The organism is Rhodovulum sp. DZ06, assembly GCF_050586345.1.
Taxonomy (GTDB): Bacteria; Pseudomonadota; Alphaproteobacteria; order Rhodobacterales; family Rhodobacteraceae; genus JBOCEF01.
The window spans coordinates 13,597-37,243 of the sequence record NZ_JBOCEF010000016.1; the positions used below are offsets into that span (position 1 = coordinate 13,597).

21 protein-coding genes, 1 tRNA gene and 1 pseudogene are annotated in these 23,647 nt (G+C 71.0%); 7 read left to right on the forward strand and 16 right to left on the reverse strand.

Going from position 1 to position 23,647, the window contains the following annotated elements; translation table 11 throughout:
* Nucleotides 1-16 precede the first annotated feature (16 nt).
* The 3 genes from ACQ5SO_RS09210 to queA all read right to left on the reverse strand — a co-directional run bounded on the left by ACQ5SO_RS09210 (nucleotide 17) and on the right by queA (nucleotide 3,256).
* On the reverse strand, nucleotides 17-586 hold the full coding sequence (locus ACQ5SO_RS09210; RefSeq protein ID WP_430941301.1) for a DUF924 family protein: 570 nt from the start codon (nucleotides 584-586) through the stop codon (nucleotides 17-19).
* Nucleotides 587-743: 157 nt separating this feature from the next.
* Nucleotides 744-2,075: an MFS transporter gene (locus tag ACQ5SO_RS09215; protein WP_430941302.1), complete on the reverse strand. Its 1,332-nt coding sequence runs from the start codon at nucleotides 2,073-2,075 to the stop codon at nucleotides 744-746.
* A 110-nt stretch (nucleotides 2,076-2,185) separates the two neighbouring features.
* Nucleotides 2,186-3,256: a tRNA preQ1(34) S-adenosylmethionine ribosyltransferase-isomerase QueA gene (queA, locus tag ACQ5SO_RS09220; RefSeq protein ID WP_430941303.1), complete on the reverse strand. Its 1,071-nt coding sequence runs from the start codon at nucleotides 3,254-3,256 to the stop codon at nucleotides 2,186-2,188.
* 398 nt (nucleotides 3,257-3,654) lie between these two features.
* On the opposite strand from queA, the gene ACQ5SO_RS09225 reads away from it, so the two are divergent.
* Nucleotides 3,655-4,173 (forward strand): hypothetical protein, encoded by a 519-nt coding sequence (locus ACQ5SO_RS09225; protein ID WP_430941304.1) that lies wholly within the window; start codon nucleotides 3,655-3,657, stop codon nucleotides 4,171-4,173.
* Between the two features lie 80 nt (nucleotides 4,174-4,253).
* Here ACQ5SO_RS09225 and ACQ5SO_RS09230 read toward each other — a convergent pair whose 3' ends face one another.
* The 11 genes and pseudogenes from ACQ5SO_RS09230 to ACQ5SO_RS09280 form a co-directional block, all read right to left on the reverse strand.
* Nucleotides 4,254-4,928: a hypothetical protein gene (locus ACQ5SO_RS09230; RefSeq protein WP_430941305.1), complete on the reverse strand. Its 675-nt coding sequence runs from the start codon at nucleotides 4,926-4,928 to the stop codon at nucleotides 4,254-4,256.
* Nucleotides 4,929-5,036: 108 nt separating this feature from the next.
* The gene (locus ACQ5SO_RS09235; RefSeq protein WP_430941306.1) at nucleotides 5,037-5,567 is read right to left on the reverse strand and encodes a peptidylprolyl isomerase; all 531 of its coding nucleotides are present in this window, start codon (nucleotides 5,565-5,567) and stop codon (nucleotides 5,037-5,039) included.
* Between the two features lie 122 nt (nucleotides 5,568-5,689).
* A complete protein-coding gene (locus ACQ5SO_RS09240; RefSeq protein WP_430941363.1) occupies nucleotides 5,690-6,211 on the reverse strand; it encodes a peptidylprolyl isomerase in 522 nt (173 codons plus the stop codon).
* A 330-nt stretch (nucleotides 6,212-6,541) separates the two neighbouring features.
* A complete protein-coding gene (gene coaD, locus ACQ5SO_RS09245) occupies nucleotides 6,542-7,042 on the reverse strand; it encodes a pantetheine-phosphate adenylyltransferase (protein ID WP_430941307.1) in 501 nt (166 codons plus the stop codon).
* Nucleotides 7,043-7,283: 241 nt separating this feature from the next.
* Nucleotides 7,284-7,718, reverse strand: a complete 435-nt coding sequence (locus ACQ5SO_RS09250) for a CBS domain-containing protein (protein ID WP_430941308.1) — start codon at nucleotides 7,716-7,718, stop codon at nucleotides 7,284-7,286.
* Between the two features lie 152 nt (nucleotides 7,719-7,870).
* On the reverse strand, nucleotides 7,871-9,532 hold the full coding sequence (gene uvrA / locus ACQ5SO_RS09255; protein WP_430941368.1) for an excinuclease ABC subunit UvrA: 1,662 nt from the start codon (nucleotides 9,530-9,532) through the stop codon (nucleotides 7,871-7,873).
* Nucleotides 9,533-9,545: 13 nt separating this feature from the next.
* Nucleotides 9,546-9,625: transfer RNA gene (locus tag ACQ5SO_RS09260), tRNA-OTHER, on the reverse strand.
* Nucleotides 9,584-10,729: pseudogene (locus tag ACQ5SO_RS09265) on the reverse strand (excinuclease ABC subunit UvrA); the annotation flags it as partial. The gene ACQ5SO_RS09260 and the pseudogene ACQ5SO_RS09265, both read right to left, overlap by 42 nt.
* 186 nt (nucleotides 10,730-10,915) lie before the next feature.
* Nucleotides 10,916-11,533 (reverse strand): hypothetical protein, encoded by a 618-nt coding sequence (locus ACQ5SO_RS09270; protein WP_430941309.1) that lies wholly within the window; start codon nucleotides 11,531-11,533, stop codon nucleotides 10,916-10,918.
* Between the two features lie 140 nt (nucleotides 11,534-11,673).
* A complete protein-coding gene (locus ACQ5SO_RS09275; RefSeq protein WP_430941310.1) occupies nucleotides 11,674-12,450 on the reverse strand; it encodes a LysM peptidoglycan-binding domain-containing protein in 777 nt (258 codons plus the stop codon).
* 91 nt (nucleotides 12,451-12,541) lie between these two features.
* The gene (locus tag ACQ5SO_RS09280; RefSeq protein ID WP_430941311.1) at nucleotides 12,542-13,192 is read right to left on the reverse strand and encodes a rhodanese-like domain-containing protein; all 651 of its coding nucleotides are present in this window, start codon (nucleotides 13,190-13,192) and stop codon (nucleotides 12,542-12,544) included.
* 400 nt (nucleotides 13,193-13,592) lie between these two features.
* Here ACQ5SO_RS09280 and ssb point away from each other — a divergent pair, with 400 nt between their 5' ends.
* The 6 genes from ssb (at nucleotide 13,593) to ACQ5SO_RS09310 (ending at nucleotide 21,999) form a co-directional block, all read left to right on the forward strand.
* Nucleotides 13,593-14,105, forward strand: coding sequence for a single-stranded DNA-binding protein (gene ssb / locus ACQ5SO_RS09285; RefSeq protein ID WP_430941312.1), 513 nt, complete (start codon nucleotides 13,593-13,595; stop codon nucleotides 14,103-14,105).
* Between the two features lie 200 nt (nucleotides 14,106-14,305).
* The gene (locus ACQ5SO_RS09290) at nucleotides 14,306-15,514 is read left to right on the forward strand and encodes an NAD(P)/FAD-dependent oxidoreductase (RefSeq protein ID WP_430941313.1); all 1,209 of its coding nucleotides are present in this window, start codon (nucleotides 14,306-14,308) and stop codon (nucleotides 15,512-15,514) included.
* A gap of 264 nt (nucleotides 15,515-15,778) precedes the next feature.
* Nucleotides 15,779-18,565: a DNA gyrase subunit A gene (gyrA, locus tag ACQ5SO_RS09295; protein WP_430941364.1), complete on the forward strand. Its 2,787-nt coding sequence runs from the start codon at nucleotides 15,779-15,781 to the stop codon at nucleotides 18,563-18,565.
* Nucleotides 18,566-18,585: 20 nt separating this feature from the next.
* Nucleotides 18,586-19,914: an adenylate/guanylate cyclase domain-containing protein gene (locus ACQ5SO_RS09300; protein WP_430941314.1), complete on the forward strand. Its 1,329-nt coding sequence runs from the start codon at nucleotides 18,586-18,588 to the stop codon at nucleotides 19,912-19,914.
* A 42-nt stretch (nucleotides 19,915-19,956) separates the two neighbouring features.
* A complete protein-coding gene (trmFO, locus tag ACQ5SO_RS09305; protein ID WP_430941315.1) occupies nucleotides 19,957-21,318 on the forward strand; it encodes a methylenetetrahydrofolate--tRNA-(uracil(54)-C(5))-methyltransferase (FADH(2)-oxidizing) TrmFO in 1,362 nt (453 codons plus the stop codon).
* A 54-nt stretch (nucleotides 21,319-21,372) separates the two neighbouring features.
* A complete protein-coding gene (locus ACQ5SO_RS09310; protein ID WP_430941316.1) occupies nucleotides 21,373-21,999 on the forward strand; it encodes a class I SAM-dependent DNA methyltransferase in 627 nt (208 codons plus the stop codon).
* Between the two features lie 49 nt (nucleotides 22,000-22,048).
* Here the strand turns inward: ACQ5SO_RS09310 and ACQ5SO_RS09315 are convergent, their stop codons facing one another.
* Nucleotides 22,049-22,864 carry a phytoene/squalene synthase family protein gene (locus tag ACQ5SO_RS09315; RefSeq protein ID WP_430941317.1) on the reverse strand — a complete coding sequence of 272 codons (816 nt, stop codon included), beginning with the start codon at nucleotides 22,862-22,864 and terminating at the stop codon, nucleotides 22,049-22,051.
* Nucleotides 22,864-23,610 carry an SAM-dependent methyltransferase gene (locus tag ACQ5SO_RS09320; RefSeq protein ID WP_430941318.1) on the reverse strand — a complete coding sequence of 249 codons (747 nt, stop codon included), beginning with the start codon at nucleotides 23,608-23,610 and terminating at the stop codon, nucleotides 22,864-22,866. The genes ACQ5SO_RS09315 and ACQ5SO_RS09320 overlap by 1 nt, the downstream gene beginning before the upstream one ends.
* Between the last annotated feature and the right edge of the window lie 37 nt (nucleotides 23,611-23,647).

The window sequence follows — 23,647 nt, forward strand, 5'->3', positions numbered from 1 at the left end:
TCGCGCGGCCCGGGCGTCAGCTCAGCGCCTGCACCTCGGCGCCGTAGCCGCCGGCCTCGAGCCAGGCGGCCTCCTCCGCCGCCGTCTCGCGCGACAGGGCCGCGTTGCGGAACGGGAAGCGGCCGAAGCGGCGGATCACCGCGCGGTGGGCGCGGGCATGGACCAGCGTGTCGACATGCCCCGGCATCCGCGCCGCCACCAGCCGCACGGCGCGGTCCTGGTCGAACAGGTTCTCGGAATGGGACAGCGGCAGGTAGAAGAAGATCCGCGCCTCCTCCTCGGTCGCCAGGTCATGGCCGAGCGCGATGGAGAGCTTGGCCAGCCGCCGCGCCCGCGCATCGCATTCGAAGCTGCGCGGATCGCCCCGGAACATGTTGCGCGGGAACTGGTCCACCAGGATCAGCAGCGCCAGCGCGCCCGCCGGATCCACCGACCAGCTGTCGAGCGCCCCGGCCCGGGCCTGCCGCCAGGCGGGCATGAAGCGGGCGCGGATCTCGGCGTCGAGCGTCTCGTCCACCGCGAACCAGCGCGACGGGCCGACCTCGTTCAGCCAGTAGTCCAGAACGGCTTCGGGCGTGGTGTGCATGGCGAAAGCCTCCCCTGTGATGCACCCTTGTCCCCGGCCCGCGCCGCTGCTCGCCAGGCGGGCCGTCGGTTTTTACGAATGTGCTTCGTAAAAATAATATGAACCTGTCATATCCCTTCGGCAAGAAAATTTCGCGCGGATCATCCAAAAGGATAGGTCATTGCGCAGCGCCCGACCCCTTCGCGGCGCCCGCGCCCTCCGCGGCGGCCTCCTCCGCCGCCTCTTCCTCCGCCGCCTCTTCCTCCTCTGCGGCGAGGATCTGCTCGATGGCCACCTCCTGCGCGACCTCGACCGCGACCGGCGAGGCCGAGGGCATGACCGCGGCATAGGCGGCCTGGTCCTCGACCGCGACCGAGGCGCGGCGGGTGGAGCGCCACAGCGCGTAGCTGCACAGCGCCGTCAGCGTGGCGGCGAGATAGGCGAAGAAGGCGGGCGCCCCGAAGGCCTGCATCAGCGCGCCCGCGATGACCGGGCCGCCGACCGAGCCGAGCCCGTTGAGGAACAGCATCCCCCCCGACGCCGCCGCCATGTCCTCGGGCGGCAGGAAGTCGTTGGCATGGGCGATCAGCAGCGAATAGAGCGGGTTGAACGTGCCCCCGATCAGCAGCGCGGCGGCGAAGACCAGCATCCCCTCGCCCTGCGCGACGAAGGCCGCGGCGGCCGCGGCGGCCCCGAGGCCCGAGGACGCGATGATCAGCAGGCGGCGGTCCATGCGGTCCGACAGCCAGCCGATGGGGGCCTGGAACACGAAGCCGCCGATATAGACCAGCGCGACGAAGAGCGAGATCTCCTCGACGCTCAGCCCCTGCTGGGAGCCGTAGACCGCGCTCATCGCGAACACCGCCGAGGCGCCCGCGCCCAGCAGCAGCTGCCCCACCGCGCCCAGGGGCGACGCGCGGTACAGCCGGCGCAGCGTCATCGGCGACGCGGTCTCGTAGACCGGCGCCGGCGAGACCGAGAGCAGGATCGGCGCGAAGGAGAGCGAGACCACGACCGAGATCACGATGAACAGCGTGAAGCCGCCCGGATCGGCCAGCGTCAGCACCACCTGCGCCAGCACCAGCCCCGCCATCGAGACCATCATGTAGACCGACAGCGCCTGCCCGCGCGTCTCGTTCGTCGCGGTGTCGTTCAGCCAGCTCTCGGTCACCACGTAGACCCCGGCGAAGCAGAAGCCCACGATCAGCCGCATCACCGCCCAGGCCACCAGGTCCGGCGCGGCGGCGTAAAGGATGAAGGCGGCCGAGATGATCGAGGCCAGCGCCGCGAAGACCCGCACATGCCCCACCCGCTTGATCAGCCGCGGCGCCGAACGCGAGCCGATCAGCAGCCCGAGGAAATAGGCCGACATGACCCAGGACAGCCCCGCCGGGTCGAACCCCTCGATCGCCCCGCGCACGCCCAGCAGCGTCCCCTGCAAGCCGTTCCCGAGCATGAGCAGGAGCATCCCGAGCAGCAGCGCCCAGGCGTTGGAGAGGATCGAGAGCATGACGTCATCCGCGCGGCCGGTCGGCGGGGGGAAGGGTCGGCCGCTGCTTCCTGCCTAACAGCGCGGCGCCGCGCGCCTCAAGCCCATGACCGACAGAACCCGTGTCGTTTTCAGACCGAAACCGCCCCGTCCCGCCACAGAAGCGACCCGTCGCCATAGGAATAGAAGCGGTATTTCTCCGCCACCGCGTGGGCGTAGATCGCCCGCAGCCGCTCCATCCCCGTCAGCGCGCCGACCAGCATCATCAGGGTCGAGCGCGGCAGGTGGAAATTGGTGATCAGCCCGTCGGCGACGCGGAACGGAAAGCCCGGGGTGATGAAGATGTCGGTATCGCCCACCCAGGGACGCAGGGCGCCCGTCTCGCGCGCCGCCGTCTCGAGGAGGCGCAGCGCGGTGGTGCCGACGGGGATGATCCGGCCCCCGGCGGCGCGGGCGGCCTCGATCTTCGCCACGGCCGCCGCGTCGATCTCGCCCCACTCGGAATGCATCTTGTGCCCGTCCACGGTGTCGGACTTCACCGGCAGGAAGGTGCCCGCGCCCACGTGCAGCGTCAGGCGGGCCGAGCCGACCCCGCGCGCCGCGAGGGCGGCGAGGAGGGCGTCGTCGAAATGAAGGCTCGCCGTCGGGGCGGCCACGGCGCCGGGGCGCTCGGCGAAGACGGTCTGGTAATCCTCGGCGTCCCGCTCGTCCGCGGGGCGCTTGGCGGCGATATAGGGCGGCAGCGGCATCGCCCCCGACGCGGCGATGGCGGCGTCGAGATCGGGACCCGAGACGTCGAAGCGCAGAAGCGTCTCGCCCGCCTCGCCCTTGTCTTCCACGCGCGCGGAGGCGGCGCCGAAATGCACCCGGTCGCCGGGCTTCAGCCGCTTGGCGGGCCTGGCGAGGGCGCGCCAGGCGTCGGGGCCCTCGCGCTTGATCAGGGTCGCCTCGATCTTCGCCTCGCCAGAGCCGTCCGGCGTCTCGCGCCGCCGCACGCCCGAGAGGCGCGCGGGGATCACGCGGGTGTCGTTGAAGACCAGCAGGTCGCCCGGGCGCAGCTCCTCGGCCAGGTCGGTGAAATGGCGGTCGCGGATCGCGGCGCCGGGGGCGCTGACCAGCATGCGGCTCGCGCTGCGCGGACGGGCCGGGCGCAGGGCGATCAGCTCCTCGGGCAGGTGGAAGTCGAAATCGTCGACGCGCATGACGGGCCTCCCCGAAGGATTGCAGGCGGGATCGCGGCCGGGATCGCGCAGCGGCCCCCGGCTGGGGCGCGAGGTAGCGCGGGCGCGGCGCGCTTGTCCAGAGCGGCGGCGCCCGCGTCCCCCGCCCGCCGCGGGGCGCGGGCTCGAGGGCCCCGTCCCTCCCCGGACCCGCCCCCGGGCGCCGCGGGGCGGACCCGCGCCGGGGCGCGCGCGAAATGTTTCAACCCGCTCGCCCCCGGTGACGGCGCTTCACGGGGCCGCGGGGATTGTTACACCGAGATTGCCGTCGCGGCGCCCGATCCCCTTCTGACAGGAGCGCCCGCCCCGGGCCGCCCCGCCCCGGCGGGCCCCAAGCCTCGTCGCGCCCTGCCCCGGGCCGCCATCCAAGGACCAGTTCGATGACCTACGCCGCCGCCCCCGCCGAGACCGCCGCCGCCACGCCCGGCCGGGGCGTCGCCCGCCTCGTCTCCACCATGCTGCTGGCCGGCGCCGCGGCCACCATCGCCTTCGACCTGTTCGGCCAGGCGCTCTCGCCCCTGTTCGGCTTCGCCCGGCTGGCGCCGGTGCCGCTGGCGACCCAGACCTGGGCGACCCTGTTCGGCGAGACCTCGGCCTCCATGGGCCACCTCCTGCACTATGTCGCCGGGCTGATCGCCTATCCCCTCGGCTGGCACGTCGCCCGGGCCCTGCTGCTGCGCGCCGCGCCGGCCTCGCTGCCCCGCCCGGCGGTGCTCGGCCTCGGGGTCCTCGGCTACGGCGTCGCGCTCTGGGTCTTCGCGCTGTGGTTCATGGCCTCGGTCGTCAACGGGCTGCCGCCCTTCCTCGCCTTCACCGGCATCACCTGGGTGGCGCTGGTCGGGCATGTCCTCTTCGCCGCGGTCTACGCCGCGGTCGCCGAGACGCGCCTCCCCGACTGAGCCGCCGTCCCGCGCGAAAACGCGAAAGGGCCGCCCCGCCGGGCGGCCCTTTCGTCACGTCGCGCGCGCCGCGCCGGGGGTCACATCGCCCAGTCGAGCGGCTCCGGCAGGTCCTCGGCCGCGTAATCCACCCGCACCGAGCGGCGCGGCAGCGTCTGCGCGCCGGACACGGTCCGGTGCAGCGTCAGCATCTTGGTCAGCACCACGTCGCCGCGCCGGGCGCCGATCGGCTCCCACGGGCATTTCGCGGCGGCCTCCTCGGCGGCGGCGCCGGAGACGGCCCCCGCGCGGTGGCTGCCGAGCGCGAATTGCCGCCCGCCATGCGCCTCGTCCCAGTCATCGAGCAGCACCCGCGCGACCACCATGCGCTCAAGCACCGACTCGGGCGCCTCGACATGCCAGATCCCGCCCTTGCTGGACCAGTTGGAGAACCCGTCGACCTCGGCGCGCTCGGCCACCAGGATCTCGCGGTCCTGGCGCCAGGGCTCGGCCTCGGGGGCCGAGGGCCCGGCGGCGAAGACGGCGGCGCGCACCGGGCGCGCGAAGGGCAGCGCCTCGCGCACCAGGGCGGCGAGGGCGGCGGTGGGGGCGATGGCGGCGCCGAGGGCGGCCGCGGCCTGCATCCGGGCGCCGGGGCGCTCGGACAACGCGCAGGCGCTGTCGAACGGGGCCAGCTGCGCCTCGGACAGCGCGCCGCGCAGCCAGGTGCGGCCGTCGATCTCGAGCGGCGAAGCGAATTGGGGTTCTACGATCATGACGTGGACACGGTCCTGCACGGGCGCCCGGCGCCCCGCCCCGTCGGCGGGCCGTCCGGACCGATCAGGCCCCCCGGCGCGCATCGGCGCGCCGGGGGGCGGGGCCGATCAGAGGTCGGCGACGACTTTCATGGACAGCATCCGGTCCGGGTTCGCGGGCGGCTCGCCGCGGGTGATGGCGTCGACATGCTCCATCCCGGCGACGACCTGGCCCCAGACGGTGTACTGGCCGTTCAGGAAGTGACCCTGGTCGAACATGATGAAGAATTGGCTGTTGGCGCTGTCGGGCATGGCCGAGCGGGCCATGCCGCAGGTGCCGCGCTCGAACGGGGTGCGCGAGAATTCGGCCTTCAGGTTCGGGTGGTCCGAGCCGCCGGTGCCCGCGCGGCGGAACTCGGCCGCGCCGGTCTCGGCCTTGCCGAACTTCACGTCGCCGGTCTGGGCCATGAAGCCCTCGATCACGCGGTGGAAGGCGACGCCGTCATACTCGCCGTCGCGGGCGAGCTTCTTGATGCGCTCGACATGGCCCGGGGCCACGTCGGGCAGCAGGTCGATCACCACCGCGCCATCGTTCTTGAGCGCGATGACGAGGGCGTTCTCGGGGTCTTTCACGGCGGCCTTGATCGCATCGGCGTCCATGGCGGTCTCCTCTCGGGTCTGTCTGTCTGTCGGGTCGGACGGCGCGCGGGCGCGCCTGTCCGGGGAAAACAAAGCCCCCGCACGGGGCATGAAGCCCGTGCGGGGGCGAGGCGCGGCGCGGCTCAGCGCTGGTCGGCGGTGCGCACGCGGATCATGCGGGACGGGTTCGCCGGCGGCTCGCCCTTGGCGATGGCGTCGACCGCGTCCATGCCGTCGATCACCTGGCCCCAGACGGTGTACTGGCCGTTCAGCGACGGATACGCGGTGAACATGATGAAGAACTGGCTGTTGGCGCTGTTGGGGTTGCGCGACCGGGCCATGCCGACGATCCCGCGCTCATACGGAACCCCCGAGAACTCGGCCGGGATGTCGGGCATGTCCGACCCGCCGGTGCCGGCGCGGAAATACTCGTTCGAGCCGGGCTCGGCCTTGCCGAACTGCACGTCGCCGGTCTGGGCCATGAAACCGCGGATCACGCGGTGGAAGGCGACCCCGTCATAGGCGCCGGAATTGGCCAGCTTGCGGATCTGCTCGACATGTTTCGGCGCGATCTGCGGCAGCATCTCGATGGTGATGACGCCGGTGTCGGCCTCGATCACGAGGGTGTTCTCGGGCGACTGGGCCGCGGCGGTCTGAGGGGCCATGGCGGCGAGCGCGAGGCCGAGCGCGGCGGCGAGGCGGGCGAGAAGTCGGGTCATGGGGCGTCTGCTCCGGGTCCGTTTTGCGCGAGGCGCCGCGGCGTCCTGCCGGGCGGAAGCGCCCGACCGCGGGGCCGCGGGTCTTCGGGGATAGCCGCTGGGGCCGCCCGGCTCAAGGACTTCCCTGCGCGGTCCCGCCGCATGGGAGGTGAACGGAACGGTAACGACCCTTGGCGCGTCTTTACCGGCGCCGGGGCCGGGACGCGCCGGGCACGGGGGGAATCGCCTCCCCCGCGCGACCGGCCGGGCAGGCCGGGCGGCCGGGCCCGGGGCGGCTCAGCCGCGGCCGAACCTGTCCAGCAGCGCGGCCTCGACCGCCGGGGTCACGAAGCCCGAGACGTCGCCGCCGAGGCGCGCGATCTCCTTCACCAGCTTCGAGGCGATGGCCTGGTGATGCGCGTCGGCCATCAGGAACACCGTCTCGACCCGGTCGTTCATCGCCCGGTTCATGCCGACCATCTGGAACTCGTATTCGAAATCCGACACCGCGCGCAGGCCGCGGATGATGACCTGGGCCCCGACCTCCTCGGCGAAATGGATCAGCAGCGTCTCGAACGGAACGGCGACGATCTCGGTCCCCGTCTCCTGCGCGATGGATTCGCACTCCGCCTCGATCATCGCCGTGCGTTCCTCGAGCGTGAACAGCGGGCCCTTGTCGCGGTTGATGGCGACGCCGAGCACCAGCTTGTCGACCAGCGTGCAGGCCCGGCGGATGATGTCGAGATGCCCGAGCGTGACCGGGTCGAAGGTCCCCGGGTAAAGGCCGGTGCGGGTCATGGTGGCGGTCCCCCCTGGCCCCCCGTGCGGCGGGGCCCGTTCAAGCGCGGCGCGCGCGCGATCCGGCGGGCCCGGCGGGCCCGCGTCGCTCCTGACCCCGACGCAACATTATTGCGCCGCGGGGGTCAAGGCCTGTTCAGGACTGGATGCAGGCATGGGACGGAACGTCGCGAAACATCGTTCCACAATGAAAGCGCCGCCCCGGCCGGACCGGGGCGGCGCGCCCTGCCCCGCGCGGGGCTCAGTAGCCCTTGATCATGTCGGCGAGGGCGGTCGTCTCGTGCTCGAGATCATCGATCCGCGCCTGGACCAGGTCGCCGATCGAGACGAGCCCGACCAGGGTTCCGTCCGAGACGACGGGCATGTGGCGGAAGCGGCCCTCGGACATCCGCCCCAGCACGGATTCCACCGTGGCGTCGGGGGCGCAGGTCTGCACCTTGGAGGTCATGATCGCGGAGATCTTCCGGTCGAGGCAGCCGGGGCCGTCGGCGCCCAGCACGCGGATGATGTCGCGCTCGGAAATCATCCCGGAGACGCTCTTGCCGTCCTCCGAGCAGATCAGCGCGCCGATGCGCATCTTCGAGAGCGTGGCGGCCGCGTCGGCGATGCAGGCCGAGGGCGAGACGGTCTCGACGTTCTTGATCTGCTTCCTGCGCAGGATCTCGGCGACGGTCATGGCGTTCCTCCCAATGAATGCGACCAGATTGTCGCACCATCGTGGCGTCGCCTCATGCGGGCGGTCAAGCGGATTGCGTCGCGAATCCCGCGAATTCACCCGTGTTTCTCAGGCTGGTTAACGACGGGTGACCGGAAGGCCCCCCGCCCGGTTCATTCGGCGGCGATCCAGCCCTTGGCGCGGAGGATCGGGTCGAGGTACCGCCCGGTGTGGGAGCGCGGCTCGGCCGCCACCGTCTCGGGGGTTCCGGCGGCCACCACCTCGCCGCCGCCATCGCCGCCCTCGGGGCCGATGTCGATGATCCAGTCGGCGGTCTTGATGACGTCGAGATTGTGCTCGATCACCACCACCGTGTTGCCCTGCTCCACCAGTTCCTGCAGCACTTCCAGCAGCTTGCGCACGTCTTCGAAGTGAAGGCCCGTGGTCGGCTCGTCGAGGATGTAGAGCGTGCGGCCGGTGGCGCGCTTCGACAACTCCTTGGACAGCTTCACCCGCTGCGCCTCGCCGCCCGACAGGGTGGTCGCCTGCTGGCCGACCTTGACATAGCCGAGGCCGACGCGGATCAGCGTCTCCATCTTGTCGCGGATCGCGGGGACGGCCTGGAAGAAGTCGCGCGCATCTTCAACCGTCATGTCAAGAACGTCCGCGATGCTCTTGCCTTTGTACAGAATTTCCAAGGTCTCGCGGTTGTAGCGCTTGCCCTTGCAGGTCTCGCACTCGACATAGACGTCGGGCAGGAAATGCATCTCGATCTTCTTCACGCCGTCGCCCTGGCAGGCCTCGCAGCGCCCGCCCTTGACGTTGAAGCTGAAGCGCCCGGCCTGGTAGCCGCGGGTCTTCGCCTCGGGCAGGCCGGCAAACCAGTCGCGGATCGGGGTGAAGGCGCCGGTATAGGTCGCGGGGTTCGAGCGCGGCGTGCGCCCGATGGGCGACTGGTCGATGTCGATGACCTTGTCGAGATGCTCGAGCCCGCGGATCTGCTCGCAGGGCGCGGGGGTCTGGCGGGCGCCGTTGAGGCGCATCGAGGCGGTCTTGAACAGCGTCTCGATGGTCAGGGTCGACTTGCCGCCGCCCGACACGCCGGTGACGCAGACGAATTTGCCCAGCGGGAACTCGGCGCTGACGTTCTTGAGGTTGTTGCCCGTGGCCCCGATCACCTCGACCGACTTGCCATTGCCCTTGCGCCGCTCATGCGGGATCGCGATCTCCCGCTCGCCGCGCAGGTACATGCCGGTGATGCTGTCGTTGTGGGCGGCGATCTCGGCCGGGGTCCCCTCGGCGATGATCCGGCCGCCATGCACCCCCGCCCCGGGGCCGATGTCGAGCACGTAATCCGCCTCGCGGATCGCTTCCTCGTCATGCTCGACCACGATCACCGAGTTGCCCTGGTCGCGCAGGTTCTTGAGCGTGGTCAGCAGCCGCCCGTTGTCGCGCTGGTGCAGGCCGATGGAGGGTTCGTCGAGCACGTAGAGCACGCCCTGAAGCCCCGAGCCGATCTGCGAGGCGAGCCGGATGCGCTGGCTCTCGCCCCCCGACAGGGTGCCGGAGCCGCGCGCGAGGGTCAGGTAGTCGAGCCCGACATTCACAAGGAATCCAAGGCGTTCGCGGATTTCCTTCAGGATCGGCCCGGCGATCTCGTTCTTCTGCTTGCCCAGCTGATCCGGGACCGAAAGCGTCCACTCATGCGCCTCGCGGATCGACATCTGCACCACCTGGCCCGCGTGCAGCCCGCCGATCTTCACCGCCAGCGCCTCGTCGCGCAGCCGGTAGCCTTCGCAGACCGAACAGGGGCGGGTGTTGCGGTACTGCTCCATCGCCTCGCGCGCGAGGGCGGAGCCGGTCTTGAACCGGCGGCCCAGGTTGGGAATCGCGCCCTCGAAGCTGCGCTCGAGGTTGTAGACCCGCCCGCCATCGTCGAAGCGGAACTTGATCAGCTCCTTGCCCGAGCCGTAGAGCATCACCTTGCGCACCTGTTCCGGCAGGTCGCGCCAGGGGGTCTTGAGATCGAATTCGTAATGTTTCGCAAGGGCTTCGAGCGTCTGGCGCCAGTGCGGGCTCTTGGTCTCGGAGAGCGAGGCGACGGCGCCGCCGATCAGCGAGAGCGAGGCGTCGGGGACGACCAGCCGCGGGTCGAAATAGGCCTCGGTCCCCAGCCCGTCGCAGGACGGGCAGGCGCCGAAGGGCGCGTTGAACGAGAACAGCCGCGGCTCGATCTCGGGGATCGTGAAGCCGCTGACCGGACAGGCGAAATTCTGGCTGAAGGTGATGCGCTCCGGCTCCCCCTCGCGCGGGGCCGTCTCGAGCACCGCGATGCCGTCCGCCAGCCCCAGCGCCGTGGAAAAGCTGTCGGCCAGGCGCTGCTCGATCCCCTCTTTCACCACGATGCGGTCAACCACCACGTCGATGTTGTGGCGGTACTTCTTGTCGAGGGTCGGCGGCTCGTCGAGCTCGTAGAACTCGCCATTCACCTTCACCCGCGCGAAGCCCTGTTTGCGCAGGTCGGCGAATTCCTTGACATAGGCGCCCTTGCGGTCGCGGATGATGGGGGCGAGCAGGTAGGCCCGCGTCCCCTCCTCCATCCCCATCACCCGGTCGACCATCTCCGAGACCTGCTGCGCCTCGATCGGCAGGCCGGTGGCCGGGGAATAGGGCGTGCCGGCGCGCGCGAACAGAAGGCGCATGTAGTCGTAGATCTCGGTCACCGTGCCGACGGTGGAGCGCGGGTTCTTCGAGGTCGTCTTCTGCTCGATGGAGATCGCCGGGGAGAGGCCCGCGATATGGTCCACGTCGGGCTTCTGCATCATGTCGAGGAACTGGCGCGCATAGGCGCTGAGCGACTCGACATAGCGCCGCTGCCCCTCGGCATAGATGGTGTCGAAGGCGAGCGACGACTTGCCCGAGCCGGACAGCCCGGTGATCACCACCAGCCGGTCGCGCGGGATGTCCACGTCGATGCCGGTCAGGTTGTGCTCCCGCGCGCCGCGGATGGAAATGCTCTTCAGCTCGGTCATGATGCGCTCCGGTCCCAGACGCGTTGCAGCATAGGGCGCGGCGCGGGGGTTTCGAGTCCCTCCATTGGTAAACAAAAAGAGAACATCGCGCCAGAGGTCCCGCCCGTGCGGGGGCGCGACGAAAAACCCCCGGACGCGGGCGGGCGTCCGGGGGCGGAACGGCGGCGCGGCGCGGCGCGGGCGGCGTCAGGCGCGGCGGCGCAGCGCCAGCAGGCCGAGCGCGCCGAGCAGCAGCGGCGCGGCGGCGGGAACCGGCACGTCCGACACCGCGTCGCCGGTGACGGAATAGGCGAAATTCTCCACGCCCACGTCCCAGGAATCGGCGCCCCACTGGAAGATCAGCCCGCCGACGGCCGAGATGCCGGGCGCGACGTTCAGCGCCGGGCCGGTGTTCAGCGCGATGCCGGTCCCCGAGCCGATCTGGTTCCAGGCGAGGTCGAAGATGAACCACTCGGCCGCTTCATCGGCGCTCCAGCCGCCCATGTCGAAACTGTCGATGGTCACCGTCTCTCCGGGGTTGCGCGCCTCGATGCGGATCTCGCCATGCGAGCCGTCGATGGTGCTCCAGGCCGCGCCGTCGAGATCGGCATAGCCGGTCGTCCAGAACTGCAGCGTGCCGTTGGACCCCACGTCGCCATAGCCGGCCTGGGTGATGGCCCGATAGGACAGGTCGGCCCAGCCATTGTCGCCGAAGTTGTTGGGGATGATGCCCGAGCCGGTGAAGTCGAGCGTGAAGCCGACGGCGTGCGCGGGCGCGGCGGACAGCGCGGCCAGCATGGCGGCCGCGATGATGGGTCTGCGCATGGGTCTTTCCCCCTCTGGAAGGCCTGTCGAATGAAAGCCGGAATCGAAAAAGCCGCGCCAGAATAGCACCGGCGCGGCCTTTCGAGCAAAATTTATGACCCCGAAACGCCCCAGCGGGGTCCGATCACTGCGGGGTCCGATCACTCCGGCAGGCGCAGCCGCTGGCCGGGCGCGATGGTGTTGGGGGTGCGCAGCACGTCGCGGTTGGCGGCGTAGATCCGCTGGTAGTTGAGCGAGTCGCCATAGGCCCCGACGGCGATGGAGCCGAGCGTGTCGCCGACCTGCACCGTGATCCAGCGCTCGCCGTTCACCAGCTCGACCCGCGACAGGAACGGGTCCGGCTCGGCCACGGCGGCCGCGGTCGGGGTCAGCGCCGCGGGGGCCTCGGGCTCCAGCTCCGCCAGGGTGGTGCGGGCGCCCTCGCCGTTGATCGCGGCCAGGTAATCGGCGTCGATCTTCGCGGTGCGGGCCTGGGTGGCGCCGACCACGCCCGCCAGCAGCTGCGCGGCGTCGAGACGCCCCTGCCCGTCCTGCAGCGCCGCGGGCACGCGGCCCCCGAAGGCGGCCTCGGCGCCCTGCTCCAGCATGGCGTGCAGCAGCGCGTCGGGGATGCGGTTGAAGCGGGCGGCCTTGGCGAGGTCCTGCACCGAGGCGCGGACCGCGGCGATGGTGTCGTCGGTGATCGGCGCGCCCGAGGCGGCGGCGGCGTCCTGGTCGGCGAGCGCCCCGAGGGCGCCGATCACCGCCTCGACCTTCGGGGCGATGGAGGTCAGGCGGCGGTCCGACACCCGGCCCTTGCCGATGCGCTGGACCATCTCGAGGGTGGTTTCGGAGCCCGGCAGCGGCGCCGCGGTCGCGGCGGGGGCGGCCAGCAGGAAGGCGGCGACGAGGGCGGGAGCGAAGCGAAGCGAGGTCATGGCGTGAGCCTCCGGGTCATACGGCAAAGGCGGCCGGCCGGCGATGCGTGCGTGGACGCGGCCCGGCCGGGCCGAGGGCGGCGCGCCGGGATCAGCCCTGCGGGTTGTTCGGCACGATCACGTTGAAGCCCATCGACTGCCAGGCCTGCATGCCGCCGCGGTAATAGAGCAGCTTTTCAGGCGGGTAGCCGAGGGAGATGAGGTTGCGGATCGCGCGCGGCGACTGCCCGCACCACGGCCCGTTGCAGAACATCAGCAGTTTCTTGGCGTTGGAGAAGTCCCACTGCCCCGAGGTCAGCAGCGTGCCGCCGAGCGCGCGGCTGATGCTGTCGAGGAACGGGTTGGACGGATCGTTCGCGAACACGGTGAAGGGCAGGTTCACCGAGCCGGGGATGGTCCCGCGCTCGAACCAGCTCTGCACCCGCGCATCCACGAGATACCCCGTGCCCGCGGTCACCTCGGTCTCGAGGAAGCTGATGATCTCCAGCTCGCCCACCGTCTCGACCCCGTCGGCCACCTTCGCCGGCTGCACGCAGAACGGCGGACAGGGGCGCGAGGTCTTGGCGAAGCTGTTGGTGATGGTGTGCTCGGTGTCCTGCTCGCGCTCGATGGCGTAGGTCTTCCCCTCCACCTCGAACTCGAAGAACGGCATGTCGGGGGTGATCCAGACCTCCTGCGCCGAGGCGGGGGCGGAGACGAGGGCTGCGAGGCCGAAAAGGGCGGAGGCGAGGGGCAGACGCATGGGGGACGCTCCTTGAAGCTTTCGGCAGTGAAACGCAGCGTCGATCTTTTCTGGTTTCACCACAATGACGCTGAGGAAAAGTCTGCCTGTCGTTCGGCGACAAAATCAAGACGCTGAATGCGTGTTCAGGCGGCAAATTCCTCGTCCCCCGGTTGAAATAAGGGTCCTTGCGTCATTGTGCAGGCGCGAAATGTACATATTCGCACAACCCATGCGTGGAATATTGTTTTCCGGTTGAAACGTATGCAGCGGCGTTCAACTCGGGATTGAACGCGGTCATCGGGGATCGCCGACATGTCCGGCCGTCGCGAATCATCTCTCGCGCCGCCTCCCCTCGCCCCGCCGGACCGAACCCGTTAGGCTGCGCGCGACTTCGAGAATCGACGACAGGGAGAGCCGCATGGCTGGCAGCGTCAACAAGGTCATTCTGATCGGGAACCTGGGCCGCGACCCCGAGGTGCGGACCTTCTCCAACGGCGGCAAGGTGTGCAACCTGCGCATCGCCACCTCCGAGACCTGGAAGGACCGCAATTCCGGGGAGCGCAAGGAGAAGACGGAGTGGCATTCGGTGGCCATCTTCTCCGAGGGGTTGGCTGGTGTGTGCGAGCGCTATCTGCGCAAGGGCATGAAGGTCTATATCGAGGGCCAGCTCGAGACCCGCAAATGGCAGGACCAGTCCGGCCAGGACCGGTACACGACCGAGGTGGTGGTCCGTAACTTCGGCGGCACGATGCAGATGCTCGACCGCCAGGGCGACGGCGGCGGCGGCGGCTCCTATGGCGGCGGCGGCGGTGACTACGGCGGCGGGTCGGGCGGCGGCTTCGGCGGCGGCTCGGGCGGCGGCGGCGGGTCCCAGGGCGGCGGCGGCTTCGGCGGCGGGCGCTCGGACATCGACGACGAGATCCCGTTCTGAGCCGAGCCCTCAGCCGACGGGGGCGCGGATCACAGGGGGCGGCGCCGCAACGCGCCGCCCCTTCTGCGTTCCGCCCGGCCCGCCCGGGATTTCACCGGGTGAAACGGGCCGCACTCTCGCGTTGACCTGTCAACTCACCCCCGTTTATCCCCTTTTCCCCAGAACAAGCGCCCGCGCGCCGGGCCGCGGGAGGAGCATCCATGACCCATATCGCCGTCATCGGCGCCGGCCAGGCCGGCGCGTCGCTGGTCGCCAGGCTGCGCTCGGAAGGCTTCGAGGGGGAGATCACCCTGCTCGGCGACGAGGCCGCGCCGCCCTACCAGCGCCCGCCCCTGTCCAAGGCGTACCTGCTGGGCAAGCTGGCGCGCGAGCGGCTCTTCCTGCGTCCCGAGGCCTGGTATGGCGAACACGGCGTGACCCTGCGCACCGACGCGGCGGTGGAGGGGATCGACCTGTCCGCGAAGACGCTGACCCTGGCGGGCGGCGAGACGCTGGCCTGGGACAAGCTCGCCCTGTGCACCGGATCGCGCCCGCGGATGCTGCCCGAGGCGATCGGCGGCGCCCTGCCCGGCGTGCTGCCGCTGCGCTCCCTCGCCGATGTCGACGCGCTGATGCCGCTGGCGCAGGAGGGCGCGAAGGCGCTGATCGTCGGCGGCGGCTATATCGGCCTTGAAGCGGCGGCGGTGCTGCGGAGCCTCGGCGTCGAGGTCACGCTGCTCGAGGCCGCGGACCGCATCCTGCAGCGCGTCGCCTCCCCGGAGACCTCGGCCTATTACCGCGCGCTCCACGCCTCGCACGGCGTCGACCTGCGCGAGGGCGCGGCGCTGACGAAGATCCTCGGGGAGGGCAAGGCGACCGGCGCCGAGCTCGCCGACGGCTCCACGGTCGAGGCCGATTTCGTCCTCGTCGGCATCGGCGTCATCGCCAATGCCGAGGCCGCCGAGGCCGCGGGCATCGCGGTCGAGAACGGCGCCATCGCGGTGGACGCGCATGGCCGCACCTCCCATCCCGACGTGGTGGCGGCCGGGGACTGCACCATCTTCCCGCGGCGCGGCGCGCATATCCGGCTCGAGTCGGTGCAGAACGCCATCGACCAGGCCGAGAACTGCGCCCTGACCCTTCTGGACAAGCCCGCGCCATACGACCCGATCCCCTGGTTCTGGTCCGACCAGTACGACGTGAAGCTGCAGATCGTGGGCCTTTCGACCGGCTATGACCGGGTGATCGTCAAGGAAGGCGCCCGCCCCGGGTCCCAGTCCGTCTGGCATTTCCGCGGGCCGGAGCTTCTGTGCGTCGACGCCATGAACGACCCGCGCGCCTACATGACCGCCAAGCGCTGGCTCGAGGCCGGGCATTCGCCGGACCCCGACGCGCTGGCCGCCCCGGACGCGGACCTCAAGGCCCTCTGAAAGCCGCGCGCGACCGCGCCGAACATCGCCCGTCCCCGGCCCCGGGGGCGGGCGTTTTTCATGCTGCACCGCGAAAGGCGCCGAAACCCTTCCGAAACCCCCTCCGCACGCCCGTGGCCCCGTTGCCCCGCCCCTGCCCGGGGTCTATAACCGGGGCCTTAAAACCATAAACGGCCGCGAGCAGGACCCACCTTGACCGACGAGACCGATCAGCCCGAAGACGACACGCCCGAGGGTTCCGGGGGCGCGCCCCGCCCCGAGCGTATGTTCCATGACGGCCCGACCATCGCGGTCGAGGACGAGATGAAGCGCAGCTATCTCGATTACGCGATGAGCGTGATCGTCAGCCGCGCCATCCCGGACCTGCGCGACGGCCTCAAGCCCGTGCACCGCCGCATCCTCTACACGATGCACGAGAACGGCCAGACCGCGGACAAGCCCTACCGCAAGTCCGCGACCGCCGTCGGCGACGTCATGGGCCGCTATCACCCCCATGGCGACAGCGCGATCTACGACGCCATGGCGCGCCTGGCGCAGGACTTCTCCATGCGCCTGCCGCTGATCGACGGCCAGGGCAACTTCGGCTCGATGGACGGCGACAAGCCCGCGGCCCACCGCTACACCGAGGCGCGGCTGCAGAAGGTCACGCAGTTCCTGCTCGAGGACATCGACAAGGACACCGTCGACTTCCAGCCGAACTATGCGAACGAGCGGAACGAGCCCATCGTGCTCCCCGCCCGCTTCCCGCACCTCCTGGTCAACGGCGCCGGCGGCATCGCGGTCGGCATGGCGACCAACATCCCGCCCCACAACCTCGGCGAGGTGATCGACGGCGCCCTGGCGCTGATCGAGCGGCCGGAGATGACCGTCTCGGAGCTGATGGAGATCATCCCCGGGCCGGACTTCCCCACCGGCGGCCTGATCCTTGGCCGCGCGGGCGCGCGCAAGGCGTATCACACCGGCCGCGGCAGCGTGATCCTGCGCGCCAAGACCCGGATCGAGGAGATCCGCAAGGACCGCTTCGCCATCGTCATCGACGAGATCCCCTACCAGGTGAACAAGGCGACGATGATCGAACGCATCGCCGAGCTCGCCAAGGAGAAGAAGATCGAGGGCATCGCCCATGTCGCGGACGAGTCCGACCGGCTCGGCGTGCGCGTGGTCATCGAGCTGAAGCGCGACGCGACGGCCGAGGTGGTGCTGAACCAGCTCTGGCGCTTCACGCCGATGCAGACCTCCTTCGGGTGCAACATGCTCGCCCTCAATGGCGGGCGCCCCGAGACGCTGGACCTGCACAAGATGCTCACCGCCTTCATCGCCTTCCGCGAGGAAGTGGTGGCGCGGCGCACGGCGTTCCTTCTGAACAAGGCGCGCGAGCGGGCCCACGTGCTCTGCGGCCTCGCCGTCGCGGTGTCGAATGTCGATGAAGTCGTCGCCCTGATCCGCTCCTCGCCCGACCCGGCGACGGCGCGCCAGCGGCTGATGGAGAAGGACTGGCCGGCCGAGGACATCGCGCCGTACATCCGCCTGATCGACGACCCGTCGCACAAGATGAACGACGACGGCACCTACCGGCTGTCCGAGATCCAGGCCCGCTCGATCCTCGAGCTGCGCCTGCAGCGCCTCACCGCCCTCGGCGTCGCGGAAGTGACGGACGAGCTCGAGGAGCTGGCGGTCAAGATCAAGGATTACCTTGAAATCCTGCGCTCGCGCGACCGGATCCTGTCGATCATCTCGGCCGAGCTGACCGAGGTGCGCGACAAGTTCGCCGATCCGCGCCGGACCGAGATCACCGACGCCGCCGGGGACCTCGACGACGAGGACCTGATCGAGCGCGAGGACATGGTCGTCACCGTCACCTCGCAGGGCTACATCAAGCGCACGCCGCTGGTGGATTTCCGCGCCCAGGCGCGCGGCGGCAAGGGCCTGTCGGGCGGGGCGATGAAGGACGACGACGTGGTGACCACGCTGTTCGTCGCCAATTCCCACGACCAGCTGCTGTTCTTCACCGATGACGGCATGGTCTACAAGATGAAGACCTGGCGCCTGCCCGCGGGCGGCCGACAGGCGCGCGGCAAGGCCATTGTCAACATCCTGCCGATCCCCTCCGGCGTCTCGATCGCCGCGATCATGAACGTGGACAAGCCCGAGGAGGAATGGGCCGACCTCAACATCGTCTTCGCCACCAACAAGGGCACGGTGCGGCGCAACCGCCTCTCGGACTTCACCAACGTCATGCGCAACGGCAAGATCGCGATGAAGTTCCCCGAGGGCGAAGACCTGCGGATGATCGGCGCCCGCATCTGCTCGCCGGACGAGGACGACGTGATGCTGGTGACGGCCCAGGGCCGCGCCATCCGCTTCCGCGTCACCGAGGTGCGCGAATTCAAGGGCCGCGATTCCACCGGCGTGCGGGGCATCCGCCTCGCCGACGGGGATCACGTCGTCTCCATGTCCGTGCTGCGCCATTTCGAGGCCGACCCGCAGGAGCGGGCCGCGTATCTGAAGATGCGCCGCGCGGTCGAAGGCGCGACCGAGGAGGTCGAGGCCGACGAGGACGAGGAGGCCGTCGAGGGCGCCGCGATCTCCCAGGACCGCTATGCCGAGATGTCGGCGGCGGAAAACCTGATCCTGACCATCACCGAGCGGGGGGCGGGCAAGCTCTCCTCCTCCCACGACTACCCGGTGCGCGGACGCGGCGGCCAGGGCGTGGCGGCGATGGACCGGGCGATGCGCGGCGGGGCCATCGCGGCCAGCTTCCCGGTCGATCTCGACGACCAGATCATGCTCGCCACCAATACCGGCCAGTCGATCCGCTGCCCCGTGGGCGGGATCTCGTTCCGCTCGCGCGGGGCCGGCGGCGTGCGGGTGCTGAACGCGGCGGAGGGCGAACGGGTGGTCTCGGTCGCCCGCATCGCCGAGGCGCATGACGAGGACGACCTGCCCCCCGAGGGCGGCGCGCCCGCGCCTGACGCGCCCGACGCGCCGCAGGCCCCCGATGCCTCGCAGACGCCGGACGCTTCGCCCGCCCCCGAGGGCGGCGCGGACTGACCGGGCCGGGACCGGGCGCGATGTCGGTCGGCCCCGGCCACGAACGGCTGGACGACCAGCTCCAGAATGAACCCGGGGCCCGGGGGACGCGCGATGCGTCCCCCGGGCCTTCCGGTTCGGGGCCTGCCGGGTCGCGGCCTGCCGGGTCGGGCGCGCGGGCGGGCGCGGCGCCCGAAGCCTCGCCCCTGCCGCGCCTCCACCGCGCGCGGCTGGAACAGCGCCTCGCCACCATCGCCCTCGCGGTCGGCATCGCCGGGGTGGCGGGGGTGCTCTACGGGCTGGTCCTCGCCTCGGTCACCGGCCAGGGGGATCACCTGCGCAGCGCGCTGCAGGGGCTGCTCTCGGGGCTGCTGATCGCCTCGGTCTGCGCCGGCGCGGACGTGCTGGTGCTCTCCAACCCGCGGTTCCAGCGCATCCGGGCGCTTCCCTTCGCGCTCTTCGTCAGCATCCGCGCGGCGATCTACGCGGCGGGCATCTTCATGGGCCTGCGCGTCCCCGCCCTGATCGTGCGCGGCCCGGACGCGATGCCGGACTGGACCTTCTCCAACCCGGTCTTCACCCAGTCCTTCCTGATCTCCATGGGCATCGCGCTGTTCGTGGCGCTGTCGATCGAAATCAGCCGCCTGCTCGGCCCCGGCATCCTGCCCGCGCTGCTCACCGGCCGCTATCACCGCCCGCGGCGCGAGGAGCGGGTGTTCCTCTTCGCGGATATCGAGGGCTCCACCGCGCTGGCCGAGCGCATCGGCGACCTCGAATTCCACCGCCTGCTCGCCGCCGTCTTCGCCGATTTCGCGGAGCCGGTGATCGCCGCCCGCGGCCAGACCTATCGCTATGTGGGCGACGAGATCATCGTGACCTGGCCGGTGAAGCGCGGCGTGGCGCGCAGCCGCTGCCTCGCCTGCATCTTCGACATGAAAGCCTCGCTCGCCGCCCGCGCCGACTGGTACGCGGCCGAATTCGGCCATGTCCCCCGCTTCCGCGCCGCGCTCCATTGCGGGCCGGTGGTGACCGGCGAAATGGGCGACCAGCGCAAGGAAATCGTGTTCCTCGGCGACACCGTGAACACCGCCAGCCGCCTGCAATCGGAATGCTCGGCGCGCGGCGAGGAGCTGCTGCTCTCGGGCCGCCTGGTCGATCTTCTCCCCAAGGACCCGCGCTTCCGCCTGCGCAGCCTCGGGGAATGGCTGCCCCGCGGCAAGACCCAGCCCATCCGCCTCTATGCCGCCGATCCCGCCGGGGCCGACGCGGCCGGGGCCGCCGCCGCCGCCGCCCCGATCCTGCCCGCGGGGGCCGAGCTTCCGGGCGCCCCCCGCCCCGAGGACGGCGTTCTGCGCGCCCCCCAGACCTGAGGGGCCTTCCCCATCGCCCCGCGCTGCGCTATGCCGCGCGGCATGACCCAGATCGAACCCATTCACGTGATCGGCGGCGGCATGGCCGGCTCCGAGGCCGCCTGGCAGGCCGCCCAGCTCGGCGTCCCCGTCATCCTGCACGAGATGCGCCCCCTGCGCGGCACCGACGCCCACCAGACCGACGGGCTGGCGGAGCTGGTGTGCTCGAACTCCTTCCGCTCCGACGATGACGAGACCAACGCCGTCGGCCTGCTGCATTGGGAGATGCGGCAGGCGGGCGGGCTGATCATGACCACCGGCGACAAGCACTCGCTCCCCGCCGGCGGCGCGCTGGCCGTGGACCGCGAGGCGTTCAGCGCCGAGGTGACCGCCAAGCTCGAGGCCCACCCGCTGGTGGAGATCCGCCGCGAGGAGGTTCCCGGCATCCCCCCGGCGGAGTGGGACAGCGTGATCGTCGCCACCGGCCCGCTGACCACCGTCGAGCTGGCCGAGGCGGTGCTGAAGCTCGGCGGCGAGGACGGGCTGGCCTTTTTCGACGCCATCGCGCCCATCGTCTACGCGGACTCGGTCGACCTCTCGAAGGCCTGGTTCCAGTCGCGCTATGACAAGGGCGAGACCGAGGAAGAGCGGACCGCCTATCTCAATTGTCCCATGGACAAGGAGACTTACGAGGCGTTCATCGACGCGCTTCTGAGCGCGGAGAAGACCGAGTTCAAGGATTGGGAGAAGGACACCCCCTATTTCGAGGGCTGCCTTCCGATCGAGGTGATGGCCGAGCGCGGGCGCGAGACGCTGCGCTTCGGGCCGCTCAAACCCGTGGGGCTGACCAACCCGCACCAGCCCGATGTCAAACCTCATGCAGTGGTTCAGCTTCGCCGGGATAACCAACTGGGAACGCTGTATAACATCGTCGGCTTCCAGACCAAGATGAAGTATGGCGCGCAAGCCGAGGTGTTCAGGATGATCCCCGGGCTGGAAGAGGCGCGCTTCGCCCGGCTCGGCGGCATCCACCGCAACACTTTCCTGAATTCCCCGCGGCTGCTGGACGGACGGATGCGCCTGAAGGCCGACCCGCGCCTGCGCTTCGCGGGCCAGGTGACGGGCGTGGAAGGCTATGTCGAAAGCGCCTCGATGGGCCTGCTGGCCGGGCGGCTCGCGGCGGCGGAGCGGCTGGGGCGCGAGATCGACCTGCCCCCGAACACCACCGCCATCGGCGCGCTGCTGAGCCACATCACCGGCGGCGCCGAGGCGAGCACCTTCCAGCCGATGAACGTCAATTTCGGCCTGTTCCCGCCGCTGGCCGAGGCCCGCAAGGGTCGCCGCGGCAAGCGCGAGCGCGCCATGGGCTACACCGCCCGCGCCAAGGAAGACTGGTCCGCCTGGCTGGCCCAGGCCGGGGGCTGAGGGCGATTTGACCCCATCCTCCGCCCCGTTAAGATGCGGGGCGGAGGTGTCGCCATGACCGACCAGACCGAGAAGACCAGCCTTTCCGCCGCCTATGCCGTCGAAACCGCCGAGGATGCCCGCAAGCTCTACGCCGACTGGGCCGAGGGCTACGAGGCCGAGATGCGGGAGAACGGCTATGCCGCCCCCGCCCGCTGCGCCGAGGCGCTGGCCCGGGTGATGACCGACACATCCGCCCCGGTGCTCGACCTCGGCTGCGGCACGGGCCTGTCGGGCGCGGCGCTGATCGAGGCCGGGTTCAGCGTGGTGGACGGGACCGACTTCTCCTCCGAGATGCTCGAGGTTGCGCGCCGAAAAGGCATTTATCGCAACCTGATGCAGGGCGATCTTGAGAACCCCCTTCAAGCGGAGAAAGGGGACTATTCCGCCATCTCCGCGATCGGCGTGTTCAGCCCCGGCCATGCGCCCGCCGAGCTGATCGACCAGGCCGTCGCCCTTCTGCCGCGCGGCGGCTGCATGGTGTTCACGCTCAACGATCATGCGCTGGCGGACGGGTCCTATACCGGCCGGGTGCGGGAGCTGGTGGATACCGGCTGGGCGATGCTGCGGGTCAAGGAAAAGGGCCCGCACATGCCCGGCGCCGGGATCGAGGCCGAGGTCTACGTGCTGCAGAAGGCCTGAGTCGCCCGGCGGGCCCCGGCCCGCCCGACGCGCGCCACGGCGGCCCGGGTCAGTACCGGCCCGTCACCGCCCGCCAGGCGAGGCGGCCGCGCTTGCGGAACTCCGATTCCAGCGCCGCGTCGCCGAACAGGTCGAACCCCGGCCGCGCCGCCGCCTTCAACGCCGGCTCGGCCCACCAGTCGGCCAGCAGCGCGGGGAGCGCCTCCGGAACCACCTCGGGCCGCCGCGCCCGCGCCGCCGCCAGCCGCGCCAGCGCCGCCTGCGCCTGCCCGCGCAGCCCCTCGGCCAGCGCCGCGGGCATCTGGCCGCGCACCAGCGCCGCCGCATCCATCCCCTCGACCGGCTGCGCGCCGCGATCGGCCAGCGCCGGCAGCGCAAGGATCATCCGCCCCAGCCCCGTGGCCGTCCCGACCTCGCGCGCCACGTCCCCGGTCGCCTGGTCCCCGCCCAGCGCCAGCGCCGCCAGCTGCATCAGCCCGCCCGAGGTCGCGGCGAGGTAGCCGTCCAGCGCCTCCCCGCCCGAGAGCTTGAGCCCGGTCACATCCTGCGCCCGCGCATCCAGCAGCGCATCGAAGGGCGCGCGCGGCAGCCCGGCCTCGCGGATCACGCCCGAGAGCGGCGCGACCACCTCGTGCGCGCGCGGCTCCTTGCCCGCATAGATCTCCTCGATCACGTCGCGCCACCATTGCAGGCGGATCTCGCCCAGCAGCTGCTCCGAGACCACGCCCGGAATCCGCGCGACCTCGAGGTTGAAGGCGTAGAGCGCGTGAAGTTTCCACGCGCTCTCGCCCGCCAGCCGCGCGGCGGCGAAGCGCTCGGGGTCGCCCTCTTCCACCAGGCGGGCGCAGGCGGCGCGATGGTCCATCAGGGTTTCCTCGCCACGATGAAGACATAGCCGTAATCGCGCCCGGCGGCGCCGCGGGCGGCGATCTCCTCGCGCGTCACGTCAAGGACGTGTCGCCCTTCCTCGGTCGCCGAGAACTCGTCTTCCAGCGCGTCGCAGCGGGCGGCGAGGGGCAGGTAGTAATTGTCCCATTCCTCGGCCCCCAGCTCGAAGGCCGAGACCGGCTCATACCCCGCCGCGACCACGCGGGCGCGCAGGGTGGCCAGGTCGGCCATGCCCGGGTACTCGGCGAAGACGGCGCGGGCGCGCGGGTCGGGCTCCGCCGTCAGCCACACGGCTTCCGACAGCGCCACGCAGCCGCCCGGGACCAGCAGCGGCGCCCAGGCGCGCAGGGCGGCCTCGACGCCGATGGCATAGGCCGCGCCCTCGCACCAGATCGTCTCGAACGGGCCCGAGAGCGGCGGCGCGGACATGTCGGCCACGACGCCGGTGAAGCGGGTGCGGGCGCCCATCGCCTCGGCTCGCTTCGCCGCCTCGGCCACGTAGGGCGCGTGCAGGTCGAGCCCCGTGACGTGGATGTCGCCCCGCGCGCCCAGCAGCGCCTCGACCGCCGCGCCGGGGCCGCAGCCGAGCTCCAGCACCCGCGCGTTCTCGGGCGGCGCGGCGATCTGCAGCGCGCGCAGGGTGGCGGCGGCGGAGCCGGGCGCCTCCCGCCCCAGCCCCGAGTGCAGCCGCAGGAAGCAGTCCCAGAGGGCGGCGTCGTCCATGGTCTCTCTCCCCTGCCCGCAGATGCGGCGTCAGTCC